Consider the following 16,445-nt stretch of genomic DNA (forward strand, 5'->3'; position numbering starts at 1 on the left):
GACGCCGCCTAAACGTTTAGTGGAGCAGTGACGCACGATGCCCAAGCGGCCCACACTTGCCGACGTCAGCCGCGTGGCCGGCTTCTCGGTCTACACGGTGTCCCGGGCGCTCTCGGGTGCCGACGGTGTCTCCGACGAAGCGCGGCAACGGGTCCTCGACGCCGCTCGCGACCTCGGCTACGTCCGCAACAGTGCTGCGCAGCAGCTGCGGAAGAACACCCGGTCACGCGTCGCCGTCATCACCGCCAGCACGTCCAACGCGTACTACATCGAGATGATGGCCGGGGTGCAGCGGGTCCTGCGCGGCGCGGGCCGGTCTGCAGTGGTCGCCGACATCGCCGCCCAGGGGGTGTACTCGCCCGAGACCGAGGACGCAGCGGTCGAGGGCGTCATCGAGTCCCGGACCGCCGGCGTCATCTCCACGCTTCCACTGAGTGCGCCGAACCTGCGGCTGCTCGACCAGTGGGACGTGCCCATCGTCTTCGTCGACTCCAGTCCCCCCGCGGAGGCGCTGCACGCGACCGCGAGTGTCACGACGGACAACCTGGCAGCCAGTCATGCAATGGGTAACCACCTCGCCACCCACGGCTACCGGGACTGGCTGTTCCTGGCCTACCCGAGCCGCTGGACGACCCGGGCCCCTCGCGAGCACGGACTCGCCGATGCGGCGACCACCCACGGCGCCCGGCTCACCACGGTCGAGTGCGACAACGACCCGGACTCGGCGGCGACGGTGCTGCTTCGCCACCTGACGACGGCCCCCCAGCGGCCGGACGTCATCGTCGCCGGCAACAACCCTCTCCTCCAGGGCGCGTTGACGGCAGTGCGGGAGCTCGGCCTCGACGTGCCGAGCGACGTCGCCATGGTCGCGTACGACGAGTTCCCGTGGGCGCCTCTCATCGACCCGCCGATGACGGTCCTCAACGAGGACAGCGCGACGATCGGGGAGCGGGCGGCGCGCGTGCTCATGCGGCTCATCGACGACCAGGTGAGCGCGGAGCTGCAGGGACGCTCAACGCGCCCGGCCTACCGCGACGGAGACCACGAGCAGGTCACCGCCTCCCTTGTCATCCGCAGGTCCTGCGGCTGCTGACCCCCACGTCCGGCGCGCACGGCTGCGTGCCCGGTGAACCGAGAAGGAGATTTCCATGCGTACCACCACTCGCGCCCTGCCCCTTGCGGCCGCAATCCTCGTCCCCACGCTGGGCCTCGCGGCCTGCACGAGCGGCGACACCGAGCAGGCTGCCGGACCCGAGGAGATCGAGTCCATCGGGCTCATGGTCCAAGACATGTCCAACCCGTTCTTCTCCGCCATGGAGAGGGGCGCACAGGACGCCGCCGACGAGATCGGCGCCTCGCTCAACACCCAGGACGCCCAGCTCGACCTCGCCGCTCAGAACACGCAGATCGACGCCTTCATCCAGCAGGGTGTGGACCTCATCGTCATCAGCGCGGTTGACGAGGAGGGCATCGAGCCCGCCATCCAGCGTGCCAAGCAGGCGGGGATCATCGTCGTCGCCGTCGACACCCCGGCCGTGGGCGCCGATGCCGCAGTGATGACGGACGCCGTCGAGGCCGGCGAGAAGGCGTGCGAGTACCTCTTCGAGCAGCTCGGCGGCGAGGGCAACGTCCTCATCGTCGACGGGACGCCGATCCAGACGATCACCGACCGGATCGAGGGTTGCGAGAACGTCCTCGCGGACTACCCGGGGATCGAGGTCGTAGGGCACCAGTCCTCCCAGAACGACCGTGCCTCCGGCTTGTCCGTGACGACCGACATGCTCACCGCGACCCCGGACGTGCAGGGCATCTTCGGCATGAACGACCCGTCGGCGCTCGGCGCGGTGCTCGCCGTCGAGCAGGCGGGACTGACCGACCAGGTCGTCGTGACCGGTATCGACGGGAGCCCGGAGGGTGTCGCCGAGCTCGAGCGCGAGGCGTCCCCCTTCGTCGGAACGGCCACCCAGAACCCCGCCGAGATGGTGCGTGAGGCGGTGCGCATCGCGGAGGACATCGCGGCCGGCAACCCGCCGGAGGAGACCACGGTGCTCATCCCGAGCGAACTCATCACGCGGGACAGCGTGTCCGAGTACCCCGGTTGGTGACCTCGAGCCGAGCCTTCGAGCCCCGGGATGAGGAGACCATGAACGACCGCACACCGACACCGCTCCTGAAGCTGCAGGGCGTCACCAAGAGATACGGCGGCACGCTCGCCCTCGACGGCGTGGACTTCGACCTCCGCGCCGGCGAGGTCCACGCCCTCATGGGCGAGAACGGCGCCGGCAAGTCCACGCTCATGAAGGTCCTCGCCGGCAACGTGCAGCGCGACGCCGGACGCATCCTCCTGGACGGGGAGGAGATCGAGATCCGCTCTCCTGCGGACGCCCGCCGGCACGGCATCGCGATCATCCACCAGGAGCTCAACACCGTTCCCGCGATGACGGTGGCCGAGAACCTCGCCCTCGGTCAGGAGCTCACCACGCGGACCGGGATGCTCGACCGACGCGGCATGGTCCGAGCAGCTCGGGACAAGCTCATGCGGATCGGGTCGGACATTGACCCCCGTCGTGAGCTTGGCACGCTCAGTGTCGGTATGCAGCAGATGGTCGAGATCGCGCGAGCGGTGAGTGAGGACGCTCGGGTCGTCGTCCTCGACGAGCCCACCGCCGCCCTCTCCCGAGGGGAGTCCGAGCAGCTGTACCGGATCATCCACGAGATGCGCGCCCAGGGTGTCGCGCTCATCTACATCTCCCATCGCATGGAGGAGGTGTGGGCGCTCGCCGACCGCGTGACCGTCTTCCGTGACGGGACGTACGTCGGGACTCGTGAGAAGGCGGAGATCAGCCCGTCCGACGTCGTCCGGATGATGGTCGGCCGGCCCCTCGACGACCTGTACCAGCACGAGGCACGGCGTCCGGGCGACGTCCTGCTCGCCGTCGAGGACCTCGTCGGCGACGGTGTCGGGCCGGTGAGCCTGACCGTCCAGGCCGGTGAGGTCGTCTGCCTGGCCGGCCTCATCGGATCGGGGCGTACCGAGATCGCGAGAGTCATCTTCGGGGCCGACCCCCGACGGGGTGGGCGCGTGCGCGTCCGCGGCAGGGTCGTCAACCCGCGCAACCCGCGGGCGGCCATCGACAGCGGGATTGCCATGGTCCCCGAGAGCCGGAAGGAGCAAGGGCTCTTTCTGACGCACACCGTCGAGGAGAACGTGTCCATCAGCTCCCTGGGCCGCTACACCCGCCTGGGCCACTTGAACCGGCCCGGTATCCGGCGTGCTGTGCGTGGGCAGATGGCGCGGCTGCGGTTGCGCGACAGCGCCCTCCGACTGCCCGTGGCCGCGCTCTCCGGCGGAAACCAGCAGAAGGCAGTCCTGGCCCGGTGGCTCATGCGTGACTCCGACGTCGTGATCCTCGACGAGCCCACACGCGGGGTCGACATCGGGGCGAAAGCGGAGATCTACGCCCTCGTGAACGAGCTGTGCGACCGCGGGAAGGCCGTGCTCGTGATCTCCTCCGACCTCCCCGAGGCCATTGGCATCAGTGATCGGGTCCTCGTCATGCGCCACGGGCGCGTCGTGCACGAGATGCCCTCCGTGCATGCCACCGAAGAAGACGTCATGTTCCACGCCACCGGCACCGTGGCAGAAACGAATGGAGTAGCTCGATGACCCACACCGACGTGGCGGACAACGCCGCCACCGAGGCGGGCCAGCAGGCCATGTCCCGCCGCGGGTTCGACTTCGCATACTGGTGGGACCGGGTGGGCATCCTGGTCGTCCTGATCGCGCTCGTCGCGCTCATGGCGGTCATCGCACCCAACTTCGCCTCCGTCGACAACCTCATGAATGTGGCCCGGTCGATCTCGGTGAACGCCATCCTGGCTGCCGGGATGACCTTCGTCATCATCACGGCCGGCATCGACCTCTCGGTCGGTTCCACCGTCGCCGTGAGCGGGGTGGTCGCGGTCATGACCGCCATCTCCGGAGCACCCACCCCATTGGCGGTCGTGCTCGGCGTCCTCGCCGGAGCTGTCATGGGGCTCGTCAACGGTGCTCTGACCGCCTATCTCTCCCTCGCGGCCTTCATTGTCACGCTCGGCACGATGACCTTCGGGCGAGGGCTCGCGTACACGATGACCGGTGGGCAGCCCATCGTCGACAACACCATTGGTTTCCGCGACATCGGCAACGGGTACATCGCCGGGATCCCTGCCCCCGTCGTCGTGATGGCGGTGGTGTACCTCGCTGCGTGGTTCCTGCTCGAGCGGACCCGGTACGGGAGGCACGTCTACGCCGTCGGCGGCAACAGCGAGGCCGCCCGCCTGGCGGGAGTCAACGTCAAGGCCGTGACGACGTCGGTGTACGTCATCGCCGGGGCGTGCGCTGGTCTGGCGGGCATCATCTTCGCGGCCCGCGTCGTCTCTGCCCAGCCCACGGCCGGCGACGGCTACGAGCTCGACGCGATCGCCGCCGTCGTGCTGGGTGGCACGAGCCTCATGGGGGGCAGGGGCCGCATCATCGGCACGCTCATCGGGTCGGTCATCCTCGGCGTCCTCACCACGGGACTGATCCTCATGAATGTCCCCTTCTTCACCCAGCTGCTCATCAAGGGTGCCGTCATCATCCTGGCCGTCGTCATCGACAGCCTGAAGCACCGTCCGCTGCGTCTACGGCGCGCTCCCTCCGCGGCCTGAGGCCGACCGCCGGAACTTCCCGCGCGCGGACGCGCGCACCAGCAAGAAAAGGACCATTTCGTGCCCATCACTGTCACCGTTACCGACCCGCTCCCCGGCGCCCGGACCTGCGAGCCGATCATCTTCTCCGTCCCGGAGGCACTGAGCGGCGACGTCTGGAAAGCCACCGCGGCGGACGGGAACGAGGTGATCTGCCAACGTCTGGCCACGCGGAGCGACTCCACCCGGACGACGTTCGCGGCGACGGTCACCTTCGAGGGCAGCACCACGCTGACACTCGACGGCCCCCTTGCCGACCCCGCCTCCGCACCCGGGATCGTCGAGCTGCCCGCCCGCGAGACGGACGCCTTCGTGCGCCTCGACACGGGGTGCTTCGACCTCGAGCTGTGCCGCGGAACCGCCCAGGGCGAGGGGTCCTCGAAGTGGGGGCTGCGCCACTTCGCTGCCACGGCTGACGGCGTGGATCTCCTGCCCTCGGGGAACAACGCCATCGGTGGCTTCTACGGGCCCTTCTTCACCCCGGAAAACGGGCTCATCAACCCGCCCGAACACACCACGGTCGAGATCGAGGTGGTCGAGCGCGGACCGGTCCTCCACCACTACCGGATGCACGGCACCGTCCCCGACGGCCTCCTTCCGGAGCTCCGTGGCAAGCGGTTCGCCATCGACTGGGTGTTCACCTACGGCACGCCGTTCTTCCAGCGCAAGTACGACGTCGAGGACTTCCGGACGGTGATCAACGGGCGCTCGGTGACCAACAAGATCACCGTGGGGGACGAGTTCGAGGGCGGGGCAGGAGAGCTCGTCTTCGACAGGTTCGACACCGCCGGTGGTACGCGGTATCGCGCCGGGGACCCCTATGCCCACCAGCTGGTCGACATGGTCTCCGAGACCGTGCGCGACTCGACAGCCACCAGCGATACCTTTGCGCGGTTCCGTGAGCAACTCACCGGGGACCTCGAGTCGGCTCACTGGGACCTGTACTGGCGACTCTTCTGCGTCTGGGAAAAGGCGCTCGACGACGACGAGATCCGCGACCGGCTCGCCCGTGTCCGGTCGGCCTCGCACGTCCTCGCCGACGACGTGGACCGCCCGTGGATCATCTCGGACGACCCGGTGGACGTCTCCAGCGCGTCCCACGAGACGATCTTCCCGGGAGCGGCGAGCAAGACGGCGGAGTACCACTCCGGCACCGGGCGGACGATGGTGTGGTGGACCTCGGTGCCGAGCGGCGCTTTCCAGATCGTCCAGCGACGTCAGTCCGGCTGGGTCAACTGGGGCAGCAACAGCGAGAACGAGTGCCCTGAGCTCCCCGTCGGAGCGGACATCAAGACCGGGTGGCGGCCCGCGCCGGACGGCTGGACGGCGTTCGCCGACCAGCTCGAGACATCCCCCGAGGTGGCGGTCGTGGAGGAGCCCGCTCGTGGCTGAGCCCGGTCCGGTGGACTTCCTCGTCGTCGGGGAGTCCCTTGTCGACATCGTCGACGACGCGGCCGAGGAACCGGACACGCACCCGGGCGGTGGTCCGATGAACGTCGCGTACGGGCTGGGGCTGCTCGCTCGCACCGTCATCCTCGTCACGGAGCTAGGCGACGACGCGCACGGCGCTGTGGTGCGCGACCACCTCGCCACCGCGAACGTCATGGTGCCGGACGTCAGCTGTGAGCACGGGACGTCACGAGCGTGGGCAACGGTGGACTCGTCGGGGTCCGCGTCCTACGCCTTCGACATCCGGTGGGAGCTGCGTGGCGTCCCCGACATCGGCGCGCCGCAGCATGTCCACGTGGGGTCCGTCGCAGCCTTCGTGGAGCCCGGCGCCGCTGCGGTCCGGGAGGTCGTCGAGCGCTTCCGCGGCTCTTCCACCGTGAGCTTCGACCCCAACGTCCGGCCCGCCCTCCTGGGCGCTCGTGAGGAGGCCCGGGAGAGGGCGGAGTGGCTGGTTTCGCGAAGCGACGTCGTCAAGGCGAGCGACGAGGACCTGCGGTGGCTGTACCCCGACGACGAGGCGCTCGCCGTAGCGCGCAGGTGGCTCGGACGCGGACCTGCGCTCGTCGTCGTGACCAAAGGTCACGAGGGCGTCGTCGCGGTGACGGGCCACGGTGCCGTCGAGGTGGCCGCCGTCCCGGCCACGGTCGCCGACACGGTCGGGGCCGGAGACTCGTTCATGTCCGCCCTGCTGGACGGCCTCAGTGCTGCACGACTCCTCGGTGTCGGCGGTCGCGCGCGGCTCCGCGACCGGTCGCCCGAGGGCGTGCGCGCCGTTCTCGAACGGGCCGCGCGTGCCGCTGCCATCACCGTGGCCCGTCCTGGCGCCCACCCGCCGGACCTCGCCGAGCTGGGCGGCCTCGTCGCCGAGAGGTCGGTCTGACGCCGGACAGCGCCCGTCTTCACCCGGCAGGCCGTCTCCGCCCACGTCATCATGACCAGGTGGAGGACGGCGGTGACACGAGGCGTGGACCCGGGCGCTGGCTCGTCGTGGACGGGCGCCGCTGGCGGCGGCAGGACCCGGCACTGCCGCCGGAGGTCGCCGAGCGACTGCTGTCCCACCTCGGCCAGGGGCGTTCCGGCGTCCGCGCGCTCAAGAAGGCCGGGGAGGACCCGGCCCGACGCGCTAAACGACTGAGCGGCCGAGCGGCGGGCGAGCACACCTGGCAGGCTGCCGGCATGGGGACCGATCCTCACGAGCAGCCGCGCGTGCTCCTGGGCCCGAAGGTCCGGCGCTGGGAGTGGGTGATCCTGACGTTGGCGCTCGCCGGGCTCGCCGCCGCGTCGTGGCTCACGCTCACCCGCGGCCACGGCAGCATCGTGTCGCTGCTGCCCGCCGCCGTCCCGCTGGCGTTCCTCCTCACCATGCTGCGGCCCAAGCGGGTCGAGCTGCGCGACACCGAGCTCGTCCTGCGCCACGCGGTGCGCACCCGCCGCATCCCCTACGCCGACATCGCCGCCGTCCGCGGCGACATCCCCAGCCGGGTCGACTGGAGCACCCGCCTCGAGCTGGAGCTGCGCGACGGGCGCACCGTCGGGGTGCCGAGCACGCGCGAGCCGCTCGCGCATGTCCACGACCTCATCGCCGAGCGCATCGGGCAGCAGCCAGCCGGCTGACCGTGCGCAAGTTGCGATCACGCCGACGACACGCCGAACGGGGAATGCCCCTACACACGCCGCGGTTGCAGCGCGCATGACAACGATCGGACTCATCGGCAGTGGACACATCGGCAGCGCCATCGCGCGTCTCGCGGTCGCCGCGGGGCACGAGGTGGTCCTGAGCAACAGCCGCGGCCCGGAGACGCTCTCCGAGCTCGTCGCGAAGCTCGGCCCGAACGCCCGGGCGGCCACGGCGCAGGAGGCGGCCGAGGCAGGCGAGGTCGTCGTCGTGACGGTCCCCTTCACCGCCTACCGGGACGTGCCCGTCGAGCCGCTGCGCGGCAAGGTCGTCATCGACACGAACAACTACTACTTCGAGCGCGACGGCCACATCGCCGAGCTCGACGACGAGTCGACGACGGTGAGCGAGATGCTCCAGGAGCACCTGTCGGAGTCGCAGGTCGTCAAGGCCTTCAACAACATCAACTTCATGCACATCCCGGAGCTGGCCCGCCCCGCCGGCAGCCCGGACCGCTCGGCCCTGCCGATCGCGGGGGACGACACCGCCGCCAATGCCGAGGCCACCGCCCTCATCGACTCCCTCGGCTTCGACGTCGTCGACGCCGGACCGCTCGCCGAGGGCTGGCGCTTCCAGCGCGACACCCCCGCCTACGGGATGGTCTACGTCGTCCCCGGCACCGAGTACCCGGACTGGAAGGGCCGGCCGGCCCCGGTCGCGGTCATCGAGGAGGCGCTCGCCTCTGCCAAGCGCTACCGGGACATGTAGCGCCAACGCCTCACATCCCCGCCGGTCCGGCCGATACCTGCTGGTATCGGCCGGCACGGCGCCGGCGGAGCCCGGGAGGCGTCATGACGACAGAGCTCGAGCAGCAGGCAGCCGCCAAGCGCACCAGCTCCTGGCGCGACAAGGTCAGCGCCCAGTACGAGATCGACCAGGCGCGCCTGCGGCTGGAGCTCGAGGGCGAGCCCGAGGAGCACCTCTAGGAGGACAGCAGCTGCTCCAGCGTCGCCACGGGCACCGCCCGCGCGGCCTCGCGCGCCACCTCCTCGTCGAGGGTGACGAAGGCGTCGGCCTGCAGCTGGGTGAGCGCGACGTACTCCGCCGTCGCCGTGTCCTCCCACGACATGCGCTCGGCCACGTTCCACGCCGCCCGCAGCAGCACCCGGTCACCGAGCACGCGGATCCGTAGGCTGCGCACGTGGTCGAAGCAGGCCTGGGCGTCCTGCGTGGTGAGCCGTCCCGCCCGCACGCCGCGGTAGAGACAGGAGAGCATCTGCGAGCGGATGAGCGTCGGGGCCAGCAGGTGCGCCCCCTTGCCCGGGCGGGTCGCACGCAGGCCGAGCTCGAGCGCGACGTCGGCCCCGATGACGTAGCGCGGCATGGCACTCCCTCCACGGAAGTGCCCGCTATTGCACCGTACCTTGCGCCTTTCCGCCACCGGGGCGCCGGGCGGCGACGGCGGCGCGTGCGTCAGCGAGCGCGAGCTCGCCGTTGATACCGATCGCCGCCCGTGAGCCGAGCTCGGCGGCGCCGAGCAGCTGGCAGGACAGGTCGACGACGTTCCCCGCCGCCCACACCCCCGGCACCGAGGTGCGGCCCTCGGCGTCCGTCTCCAGGGCCGTGCCCATGTCGCTCGTGACGGTGCGCGCGTCCAGCCCGGCGAGCACGCCGCTGTTGAGCCGGAAGCGCGGGGCCACGAAGACCGCGCCGCACGCCACCTGGGTGCCGTCGTCGAGCACGACGGCGGTGGTCCCGTCCGCGCCGTCGACCACCTCCCGCACCCTCCCCGGCACCACCCGGACGTCGCGGGCCGCGAGGAGGGTCGCGTCGTCGTCGTCGACCGGGCCGGCGTCGTGGACGACGACGGTGACGTCGGCCGACCACTGCCGCAGCAGCAGCGCCTGGTGGACCGCGCCCTCGGTGCTGCCGGCGAAGACGACGAGGGGGCGGTCGCGCACCTCGTGGCCGTGGCAGTACGGGCAGTGCAGGACCTCGCGGCCCCACCGCTCGGCCAGGCCCGGGACGTCCGGCAGCTCGTCGACGATGCCGCTCGCCAGGACGACGCGGCGGGTTCGCATGCTGGTCCCGCCGGCCAGCTCCACCCGCAGGGTGGGCGCCTGCGCGTCCTCGACGACGACGGCGCTCGCCTCGTCCTCCACGAGCTCGACCCCGTAGCCGCGCACCTCCTCACGGGCGGCGGCGAGGAAGTCGGCCGGCGAGTCGCCGTCCCGGGTGAGGAATCCGTGGAGGGACGGGGAGGGGGCGTTGCGCGGCCGGCCGGCGTCGACGACCGTCACCGAGCGGCGCGCCCGTCCCAGGACGAGGGCGGCGGACAGGCCGGCGGGGCCGGCGCCGATGACGACGACGTCGCGGAGGTCTGGGTCGGTCATCCCCCCACTGTGCGGTCCCGGGGCCCGTGCGGCATCCCGCGACGCGAGCGGGTGACCGTCCTAACCTCGGTGCAATGACCTTCCGCCTCTCGCTCCTCGACCGCTCCCGCACCCGGGTGGGCGAGGACCACGCCGCGGCGCTGCACGCGACCGTCGAGCGGGCGCAGCGGGCGGAGGCGCTGGGCTACCACCGCTTCTGGGTGGCCGAGCACCACGCCGTGCCCGGCATCGCGAGCGGCGCGCCGGCGGTGCTCGCCGCCGCGGTGGCCGCCCGGACGGAACGGATCCGGGTGGGCTCGGGCGGGGTCATGCTGCCCAACCACCGCCCGATCGTCGTCGCCGAGCAGTTCGGGGTGCTCGAGGCGCTGCACCCGGGGCGCGTCGACCTCGGCGTGGGCCGGTCCCTCGGGTTCACCGCCCCCGTCCGGGAGGCCCTGGGCACGACCCGCTACGAGACCGAGGACTTCGTCGCCGACCTCGCGGCCCTGCGGGACTTCCTCGCCGGGCGCGGGCCGGTGACGGCGATGCCCGTCGTCGCCGAGCCGCCGCCGGTGCTCGTCCTGGCCACCGGCCGCGGCCTTGAGGTGGCGGCGCGGGCGGGACTGCCCGTCGTCGTCGGCGGCCCGGCGCTGTCGGACGACGGCGGTGCGATCGCCCGCTACCGCCGCGAGTTCCGGCCCAGCGAGTCCTGCCCCGAGCCCTACGTCGTCATCAGCCTCGAGGTCATGGTCGCCCGCACGACGACGCACGCCCGCAACCTCCTGCTGCCCGAGGCGTGGGCGATGGCCGAGTCGCGCACCACGGGGGCGTTCCCGCCGCTCGAGCCGGTCGACGCCGTGCGCGGGCGGGAGCCCACCGGCAAGCAGCGCGAGACCATCGCCGGCTTCCTCTCCTCGGCGCTGTACGGCACGCCCACCGCCGTCGGGGTGGCGCTCGCGGCCCTCGTCGAGCGGACCGGTGCCGCCGAGGTCATGGCCTCGACCTCCACCTACGACCGCGAGGAGCTCGCCCACGCCGACGAGGCCCTCATCGCCGCCGTCGCGGCCGCCTGACGAGGCTCCCCTCACCCGCACACTGCCCCCACACGCGCCGACAGCCGGATTCCGCCTGGCGAAATCCGGCTGTCGGCGTGAGTGGGGCTGGGACGGGGGCTCTAGCTGGGGTTGTCGACGTCGCCGCGCCAGCCGCCGCTCTCGACGCCGCGCTTCTCGATGAACTCCTTGAAGCGGGCCGCGTCCGCCTTGACCTGGCGGGTGTCGAAGCCGAGCGCGGAGCCGACCTTCTCCTTGGCGTCCGAGGGCTCCCAGTCGATCTGGATCATCACGCGCGTCGTCGTGTCGCTCAGCCGGTGGAAGGTGACCACACCGGCGTGGTGGACGTCCCCGCCGACGCTGCGCCAGGCGATGCGCTCGTCGGGGTGCTGCTCGGTGATCTCGGTGTTGAACTCCCGGCGCTGCCCGCCGACGGTCGTCACCCAGCGGTTGAGCGTGTCGGTCACCTGGGTGATCGACTCGACGCCCTCCATGAACTGGGGGAAGGACTCGAACTGGGTCCACTGGTTGTAGGCGGTGCTCACCGGGACGTCGACGTCGATCGACTCCTGAACCTGGCTCATCTGCTGCCTCCTCGTACGTGGTGACGGTGGACGTCCCTGCCTACCAGCGGGCTCCGGGCCCTGCCACCGGTGGGCGGTTCAGCGACGCGCACGACGACGGCGCACGAGCGCCCCCACCGCCCAGCCGACGAGGAAGATGACAAGCAGGACGAGCCACATCGGGGCGCCGACGCTGACCCAGAACAGCTCGATGCGCACCTCGCCCCGGTTCTGCACGACGAAGGCGATGGCGACGACGGCCAGGGCCAGTCCCACCCAGGTCGAGGGCTCCACCCGTCCGGTCCGCGGGGTCTCGGTGCTCATGTCGGTCCTTCCGCTCGGGGACGCTCCCCACTGTGGCGCCACCGGCGCCGGCGGGCGAGCGGAGGGAGTGCCGCGGTTAGCCTGCGGACATGTCCAGCCTGCCTGCCACGCCGCCCCCGTCACCGTCCGCGCCCCGGAGCACGGGCGGCTCGGTGTGGCGCGCGCCGGGTATGCCGCTGCTCGTCGCGATGACCGTCCTCGCCTTCTCCGGCTACGCCGCCCTGCTGCCCGTCGCTCCGCTGTGGGCCGTGCACGGCGGCGCCGGGTCCGTGGGGGCGGGGCTCGTCAACGGCGTGCTCATGTTGTTCACCGTCCTCACCCAGCTCGTCGTGCCGACGGCGCTGCGGCGCCTGGGCTGGGCGCCGGTGCTGGCCGCGGGGACGCTGCTGCTCGGGCTGCCCTCGGCGGCCCTGGGGCTCAGCGACAGCCTGGCGGCCGTGCTCGCCGTCTCCGCGGTGCGCGGGCTGGGCTTCGGCGTCGTCACGGTGACGGGCAGCGCGCTCGTCGCCGAGCTCGTCGAGCCGGAGCGCCGCGGCGCGGCCATCGGCGCCTACGGACTGGCGATCGCCGGGCCGCAGGTCCTCCTCCTGTCCGCGGGGCCGTGGATCGTCGAGCAGCTCGGCTACGGGCTGGTCTTCGCCCTCGGGACGCTGCCCGCCCTCGGTGCGGTGCCCGCCGTCGTCCTCGCGCGTCGGCTCGACCACGTCCCCGCACCGACCGAGCGCGCCCCCTACCTGCGGCTGCTGCGGCCCATGGCCCTGCTGCTCGCTGTCACCCTCGCCGGCGGCGCGCTGCTCACCTTCATGGCCCAGATGAGCAGCAGCGCCGCCCTCAGCACGGTGGCGCTGCTCCTCCTCACGGTGGCGGCCGCCCTCGCGCGCTGGCGGGTGGGGGCGCTCGCGGACCGTCGCGGGCCGCGGCCCTACCTGTGGCCGCTCGTCCTCCTCACCGTCGCCGGGATGGCCGTCGTCGCCTGGGCGGTGCGCGACCCGCAGGCCACCGCCGTCCTCCCGCTCCTGCTCGGCGCCGTGCTCGTCGGCACGAGCTACGGCGGACTGCAGAACCTCACGCTCGTCCTCTCCTTCCGTACGGTGCGCCGCCAGCACTACGGCTCGGCCAGCGCGGTGTGGAACATCGGCTTCGACGCCGGGACCGGGCTGGGCTCCGTCGTCGTCGGGGCGGTGGCCGCCGGGAGCTCCTTCCCCACCGCCCTGCTCGTCGCCGCGGCCGTCTCGCTTCTCACCCTGCCGCTGGCCCTGCTCCGCGAGCGCTGAGCCGCTCGGCGTGCGCCGCCCACCCGACCACCCCATGCTGAGGGGCGTCGAGAGGAGCAGGCGTGACGGAGGCCACCGGCCGGCGAGAGGTCGAGGACGAGCGCGTGAGCGTCGTCGTCGTCAGCCACAACCGCCGCGAGGAGCTGCTGCGCTCCCTCGGCCGCCACCGGGCCCATGTGGTCTACGTGGACAACGCCTCCACCGACGGCAGCGCCGACGCCGTCAGCGCCCGGTTCCCGGACGTCGACGTCGTGCGCCTGGCGCGCAACGCCGGCGCCTACGCCCGCACCCTCGGCGTGCGGCGCGCCCGCACCCCGTTCGTCGCCTTCGCCGACGACGACTCGTGGTGGGCGCCGGGGTCGCTCGCGACCGCGGCCGAGCACCTCGCCGCCCACCCGCGCCTCGGGCTCATCGGCGCGCGCATCCTCGTCGGGCCCGAGGAGCGCCTCGACCCGACGTGCGCCGAGATGGCCGCCTCCCCGTTGCCCGGCGTCCCCGGTCTGCCGGGAGCCCCGCTCCTCGGTTTCATCGCCTGCGGCGCCGTCGTGCGGCGCGAGGCCTTCCTCGAGGCGGGCGGCTTCGACGACGTCGTCCGCTTCCCCGGGGAGGAGGAGCGCCTCGCCCTCGACCTCGCCGACCGCGGCTGGCACCTGAGCTACCTCGACGACGTCGTCGCCCACCACCACCCCTCGCCGGTGCGCGGCTCGGCCGACACCCGCCGCCGGGCGCTCGCCCGCTCCGCCGTTCTCACCGGCGCCATGCGGCTGCCCGCGCGGCACGCCCTTGCCCGGCTGCGGCGGACGGTCGCCGAGGGGCCCGTGCAGCGCGCGGGCGTCCGGGACGCGCTGCCGGACCTGCCGGCGGCGCTGCGCCGTCGTCGCCCGGTCTCCGACCGGGTGGTCGCGCAGGCGGAGCTGCTCCGCTGCGCCCCCGTACTCACCAGCGCAGGACACCGAGAGGAAGGACAGCGATGAGGGCAGTGCAGCGGAGCGGTCGGGCGGTCGTCACCGGAGGGGCGGGCTTCCTCGGCAGCCACCTGTGCGAGGCCCTGCTCGACGACGGCTGGCAGGTCGTGGCGCTGGACAACTTCCTCACCGGTGCGCCGGGGAACGTCGCGCACCTCGCCCAGCGGCCGGGCTTCGAGCTCGTCCACTGCGACGTCACCGAGAACATGCACGTGCGCGGCGACGTCGACCTCGTTCTCCACTTCGCCTCCCCGGCCTCGCCCGTGGACTACCTCGAGCTGCCGATCGAGACGCTGCGCGTGGGGTCGGTGGGCACCGAGCGGGCGCTGCGCCTGGCGCGGGACAAGGGCGCGCGCTTCGTCCAGGCCTCGACCTCCGAGGTCTACGGCGACCCGCAGGTCCACCCGCAGCCGGAGACCTACTGGGGCCACGTCAACCCCATCGGCCCGCGCGGGGTCTACGACGAGGCCAAGCGCTACGCCGAGGCCCTCGTCACCGCCTACCGCGGCGCGCACGGCGTGGACACCGGGATCGTGCGGATCTTCAACACCTACGGCCCGCGGATGCGGCCCTACGACGGCCGCGCCATCCCGACCTTCATCCGCCAGGGTCTGGCGGGTGAGCCGCTGACCGTCGCCGGCGACGGCAGCCAGACCCGCTCGGTCTGCTACGTCGACGACCTCGTCGCCGGGATCCTCGCCCTCGCCCGCAGCGGTCACCCCGGGCCGGTCAACATCGGCAACCCGCAGGAGCGGACCGTCCTCGAGATCGCCGAGGCGGTCGTCGCCGCCACCGGGGGGCGCTCGCGCATCGACTTCGTCGAGCGGCCGGTCGACGACCCGGAGGTGCGCCGCCCGGACACGACGCTCGCGCGCACCGAGCTCGGCTGGGAGCCGCGGGTGTCCTGGGAGGAGGGGCTGCAGCGCACCGTCGACTGGTTCGCCGCCGCCCTCAGCAAGTCCGCCTGACCCACCGCCCCCACCCCCCTTTCGCCGACAGCAGGACTCTCCGGGAGTGGCGGCGTGCCGGCACCCTCGGACCTCACGTCGGGGCAGCGGCCGCCGGAGGAGTTCGCGGCCCTTCCCCCACCACCGCGGCGTGGCTACGCTGCGGGCATGGGCGAGTCGACGCCCTCCCTCGGCAGCCGCCTCCGCGGTGCGGCGGTGGTCCTCGTGCTGGCCATCGGCCTGCCGATCCTCGCCATGGTGCCGTGGGGTGACGGCACGCTCCTCACTCCCGCGGTGCTGGTCGCCGCCTTCGGCCTCGTCTGCGCCCTCAACGCCGGGTGGCGGCGCACACTCGCCCTGGTGCCCGTGCTGGTCGTCGGCACCGTGCTCGGCTCCCTCACCGCCGGGACCCCGGCGTGGCCGTGGCTAGCCGGCGCGCTCGGCGCGGCGGTCGGGCTCTCGACCCGTGCCGGGCTCGCCGCCCCCGCCGTCATCGCGGGCTTCATCACCATCGGCGTCCCGCCGGCGCCCGACGGCGTGCCGTGGGCCCGGCTGGTGGTCGTCGCCGTCGTCGGCCTGTACACCGTCGTCGTGGCCCGTGCGCTCGGCGTCCCCGCGGTGATCCCGGGCCGCCGCCTCACCTGGCCGCAGGCGGTGGTGACGGCGGTGGTGTGCGCGGCCGCCGTCTCGGTCGCCGCGAGACTGGCCCAGGCCTCCGACAGCCCGTTCGGGGCGTGGGTGCCCGCCGCGCTCCTCCTCCTCGTGCTGCCCTCCGCAGAGCTGATCCTGCCGCGACGCGCCGCGCACCGCGTCGTCGGCACCCTGCTGGGGGCGGTGGCCGGCGTGGCGCTCGGGGCCTGGGCGCCGGTGCCCCCACCCGCCGTCGCCGCTCTCGCGCTGTACCTGTGCCTCGTGCTCACCCGGCCGATGTGGCTCTCGACGACGCTGTCGACCACCGCCGTGCTGCTCCTCCTCGACCCGGCGGCGGAGTCCGGTGCCGCCGGCACGCGGCTCGGCGCCGCCGTCGCGGCGGGGGTGCTCGGCGTCGCGGCCGCCGCCCTGCTCACCGTGCTCGGCCGGCTGCTGCCGGCGGAGGCGCGGGAGGTGGCCGAGGAGGCGTCGCACGCGCAGCGCGTCGCCCCTCGGGCGTGAG

18 protein-coding genes are annotated in these 16,445 nt (G+C 72.7%); 14 read left to right on the top strand and 4 right to left on the bottom strand.

All coding sequences use genetic code 11. The features are described 5' to 3' along the window. The first annotated feature begins 37 nt into the window (after positions 1-37). The 9 genes from AA0005_RS01830 (at position 38) to AA0005_RS01870 (ending at position 8,781) form a co-directional block, all read left to right on the top strand. Complete coding sequence (locus AA0005_RS01830; RefSeq protein WP_413451723.1) at positions 38-1,093, top strand: LacI family DNA-binding transcriptional regulator; 1,056 nt, start codon at positions 38-40, stop codon at positions 1,091-1,093. Positions 1,094-1,148: 55 nt separating this feature from the next. Beyond that, positions 1,149-2,105, top strand: a complete 957-nt coding sequence (locus AA0005_RS01835) for an ABC transporter substrate-binding protein (protein WP_413451724.1) — start codon at positions 1,149-1,151, stop codon at positions 2,103-2,105. Positions 2,106-2,143: 38 nt separating this feature from the next. Then, entirely contained in the window at positions 2,144-3,667 is a 1,524-nt protein-coding gene (locus tag AA0005_RS01840) for a sugar ABC transporter ATP-binding protein (RefSeq protein ID WP_413451725.1), read from the top strand. After that, positions 3,664-4,692: an ABC transporter permease subunit gene (locus tag AA0005_RS01845; RefSeq protein WP_413451726.1), complete on the top strand. Its 1,029-nt coding sequence runs from the start codon at positions 3,664-3,666 to the stop codon at positions 4,690-4,692. Before AA0005_RS01840 ends, AA0005_RS01845 begins: the two co-directional genes overlap by 4 nt. Before the next feature lie 60 nt (positions 4,693-4,752). Beyond that, a complete protein-coding gene (locus tag AA0005_RS01850) occupies positions 4,753-6,123 on the top strand; it encodes a hypothetical protein (protein ID WP_413451727.1) in 1,371 nt (456 codons plus the stop codon). Continuing rightward, the gene (locus AA0005_RS01855; RefSeq protein WP_413451728.1) at positions 6,116-7,060 is read left to right on the top strand and encodes a PfkB family carbohydrate kinase; all 945 of its coding nucleotides are present in this window, start codon (positions 6,116-6,118) and stop codon (positions 7,058-7,060) included. The genes AA0005_RS01850 and AA0005_RS01855 overlap by 8 nt, the downstream gene beginning before the upstream one ends. A gap of 59 nt (positions 7,061-7,119) precedes the next feature. After that, positions 7,120-7,794, top strand: coding sequence for a PH domain-containing protein (locus AA0005_RS01860; protein WP_413451729.1), 675 nt, complete (start codon positions 7,120-7,122; stop codon positions 7,792-7,794). Positions 7,795-7,870: 76 nt separating this feature from the next. Further along, entirely contained in the window at positions 7,871-8,563 is a 693-nt protein-coding gene (locus AA0005_RS01865; RefSeq protein ID WP_413451730.1) for an NADPH-dependent F420 reductase, read from the top strand. Between the two features lie 83 nt (positions 8,564-8,646). Next, a complete protein-coding gene (locus AA0005_RS01870; RefSeq protein ID WP_413451731.1) occupies positions 8,647-8,781 on the top strand; it encodes a hypothetical protein in 135 nt (44 codons plus the stop codon). On the opposite strand, the gene AA0005_RS01875 is transcribed toward AA0005_RS01870, so the two are convergent. Together AA0005_RS01875 and AA0005_RS01880 are read right to left on the bottom strand one after the other, a co-directional pair. Then, complete coding sequence (locus AA0005_RS01875) at positions 8,778-9,179, bottom strand: hypothetical protein (RefSeq protein WP_413451732.1); 402 nt, start codon at positions 9,177-9,179, stop codon at positions 8,778-8,780. The genes AA0005_RS01870 and AA0005_RS01875 overlap by 4 nt on opposite strands. Before the next feature lie 25 nt (positions 9,180-9,204). Next, positions 9,205-10,188: an NAD(P)/FAD-dependent oxidoreductase gene (locus tag AA0005_RS01880; RefSeq protein ID WP_413451733.1), complete on the bottom strand. Its 984-nt coding sequence runs from the start codon at positions 10,186-10,188 to the stop codon at positions 9,205-9,207. A 74-nt stretch (positions 10,189-10,262) separates the two neighbouring features. Here AA0005_RS01880 and AA0005_RS01885 point away from each other — a divergent pair, with 74 nt between their 5' ends. Then, the gene (locus AA0005_RS01885) at positions 10,263-11,240 is read left to right on the top strand and encodes an MsnO8 family LLM class oxidoreductase (RefSeq protein ID WP_413451734.1); all 978 of its coding nucleotides are present in this window, start codon (positions 10,263-10,265) and stop codon (positions 11,238-11,240) included. Between the two features lie 101 nt (positions 11,241-11,341). Here the strand turns inward: AA0005_RS01885 and AA0005_RS01890 are convergent, their stop codons facing one another. After that, positions 11,342-11,803: an SRPBCC family protein gene (locus AA0005_RS01890; protein WP_413451735.1), complete on the bottom strand. Its 462-nt coding sequence runs from the start codon at positions 11,801-11,803 to the stop codon at positions 11,342-11,344. Positions 11,804-11,881: 78 nt separating this feature from the next. Beyond that, positions 11,882-12,106 (bottom strand): LapA family protein, encoded by a 225-nt coding sequence (locus AA0005_RS01895; RefSeq protein WP_413451736.1) that lies wholly within the window; start codon positions 12,104-12,106, stop codon positions 11,882-11,884. An 89-nt stretch (positions 12,107-12,195) separates the two neighbouring features. Here AA0005_RS01895 and AA0005_RS01900 point away from each other — a divergent pair, with 89 nt between their 5' ends. The 4 genes from AA0005_RS01900 to AA0005_RS01915 all read left to right on the top strand — a co-directional run bounded on the left by AA0005_RS01900 (position 12,196) and on the right by AA0005_RS01915 (position 16,444). Further along, positions 12,196-13,380 carry an MFS transporter gene (locus AA0005_RS01900; protein WP_413451737.1) on the top strand — a complete coding sequence of 395 codons (1,185 nt, stop codon included), beginning with the start codon at positions 12,196-12,198 and terminating at the stop codon, positions 13,378-13,380. 62 nt (positions 13,381-13,442) lie between these two features. Next, complete coding sequence (locus tag AA0005_RS01905) at positions 13,443-14,354, top strand: glycosyltransferase family 2 protein (RefSeq protein WP_413451738.1); 912 nt, start codon at positions 13,443-13,445, stop codon at positions 14,352-14,354. Then, the gene (locus tag AA0005_RS01910; protein WP_413451739.1) at positions 14,351-15,313 is read left to right on the top strand and encodes a UDP-glucuronic acid decarboxylase family protein; all 963 of its coding nucleotides are present in this window, start codon (positions 14,351-14,353) and stop codon (positions 15,311-15,313) included. The genes AA0005_RS01905 and AA0005_RS01910 overlap by 4 nt, the downstream gene beginning before the upstream one ends. Before the next feature lie 147 nt (positions 15,314-15,460). Further along, complete coding sequence (locus tag AA0005_RS01915) at positions 15,461-16,444, top strand: FUSC family protein (protein WP_413451740.1); 984 nt, start codon at positions 15,461-15,463, stop codon at positions 16,442-16,444. Position 16,445 lies beyond the last annotated feature (1 nt).

Origin of the sequence: Georgenia phoenicis, assembly GCF_047302425.1 — a bacterium.
GTDB lineage: Bacteria > Actinomycetota > Actinomycetes > Actinomycetales > Actinomycetaceae > Oceanitalea.

Coding starts and splice junctions, on each gene's coding strand:
- AA0005_RS01830 (WP_413451723.1), top strand. CDS start 38: ATGCCCAAGCGGCCCACACTTGCCGACGTCAGCCGCGTGGCCGGCTTC.
- AA0005_RS01910 (WP_413451739.1), top strand. CDS start 14,351: ATGAGGGCAGTGCAGCGGAGCGGTCGGGCGGTCGTCACCGGAGGGGCG.
- AA0005_RS01895 (WP_413451736.1), bottom strand. CDS start 12,106: ATGAGCACCGAGACCCCGCGGACCGGACGGGTGGAGCCCTCGACCTGG.
- AA0005_RS01840 (WP_413451725.1), top strand. CDS start 2,144: ATGAACGACCGCACACCGACACCGCTCCTGAAGCTGCAGGGCGTCACC.
- AA0005_RS01870 (WP_413451731.1), top strand. CDS start 8,647: ATGACGACAGAGCTCGAGCAGCAGGCAGCCGCCAAGCGCACCAGCTCC.
- AA0005_RS01880 (WP_413451733.1), bottom strand. CDS start 10,188: ATGACCGACCCAGACCTCCGCGACGTCGTCGTCATCGGCGCCGGCCCC.
- AA0005_RS01915 (WP_413451740.1), top strand. CDS start 15,461: ATGGGCGAGTCGACGCCCTCCCTCGGCAGCCGCCTCCGCGGTGCGGCG.
- AA0005_RS01885 (WP_413451734.1), top strand. CDS start 10,263: ATGACCTTCCGCCTCTCGCTCCTCGACCGCTCCCGCACCCGGGTGGGC.
- AA0005_RS01835 (WP_413451724.1), top strand. CDS start 1,149: ATGCGTACCACCACTCGCGCCCTGCCCCTTGCGGCCGCAATCCTCGTC.
- AA0005_RS01865 (WP_413451730.1), top strand. CDS start 7,871: ATGACAACGATCGGACTCATCGGCAGTGGACACATCGGCAGCGCCATC.
- AA0005_RS01900 (WP_413451737.1), top strand. CDS start 12,196: ATGTCCAGCCTGCCTGCCACGCCGCCCCCGTCACCGTCCGCGCCCCGG.
- AA0005_RS01890 (WP_413451735.1), bottom strand. CDS start 11,803: ATGAGCCAGGTTCAGGAGTCGATCGACGTCGACGTCCCGGTGAGCACC.
- AA0005_RS01845 (WP_413451726.1), top strand. CDS start 3,664: ATGACCCACACCGACGTGGCGGACAACGCCGCCACCGAGGCGGGCCAG.
- AA0005_RS01875 (WP_413451732.1), bottom strand. CDS start 9,179: ATGCCGCGCTACGTCATCGGGGCCGACGTCGCGCTCGAGCTCGGCCTG.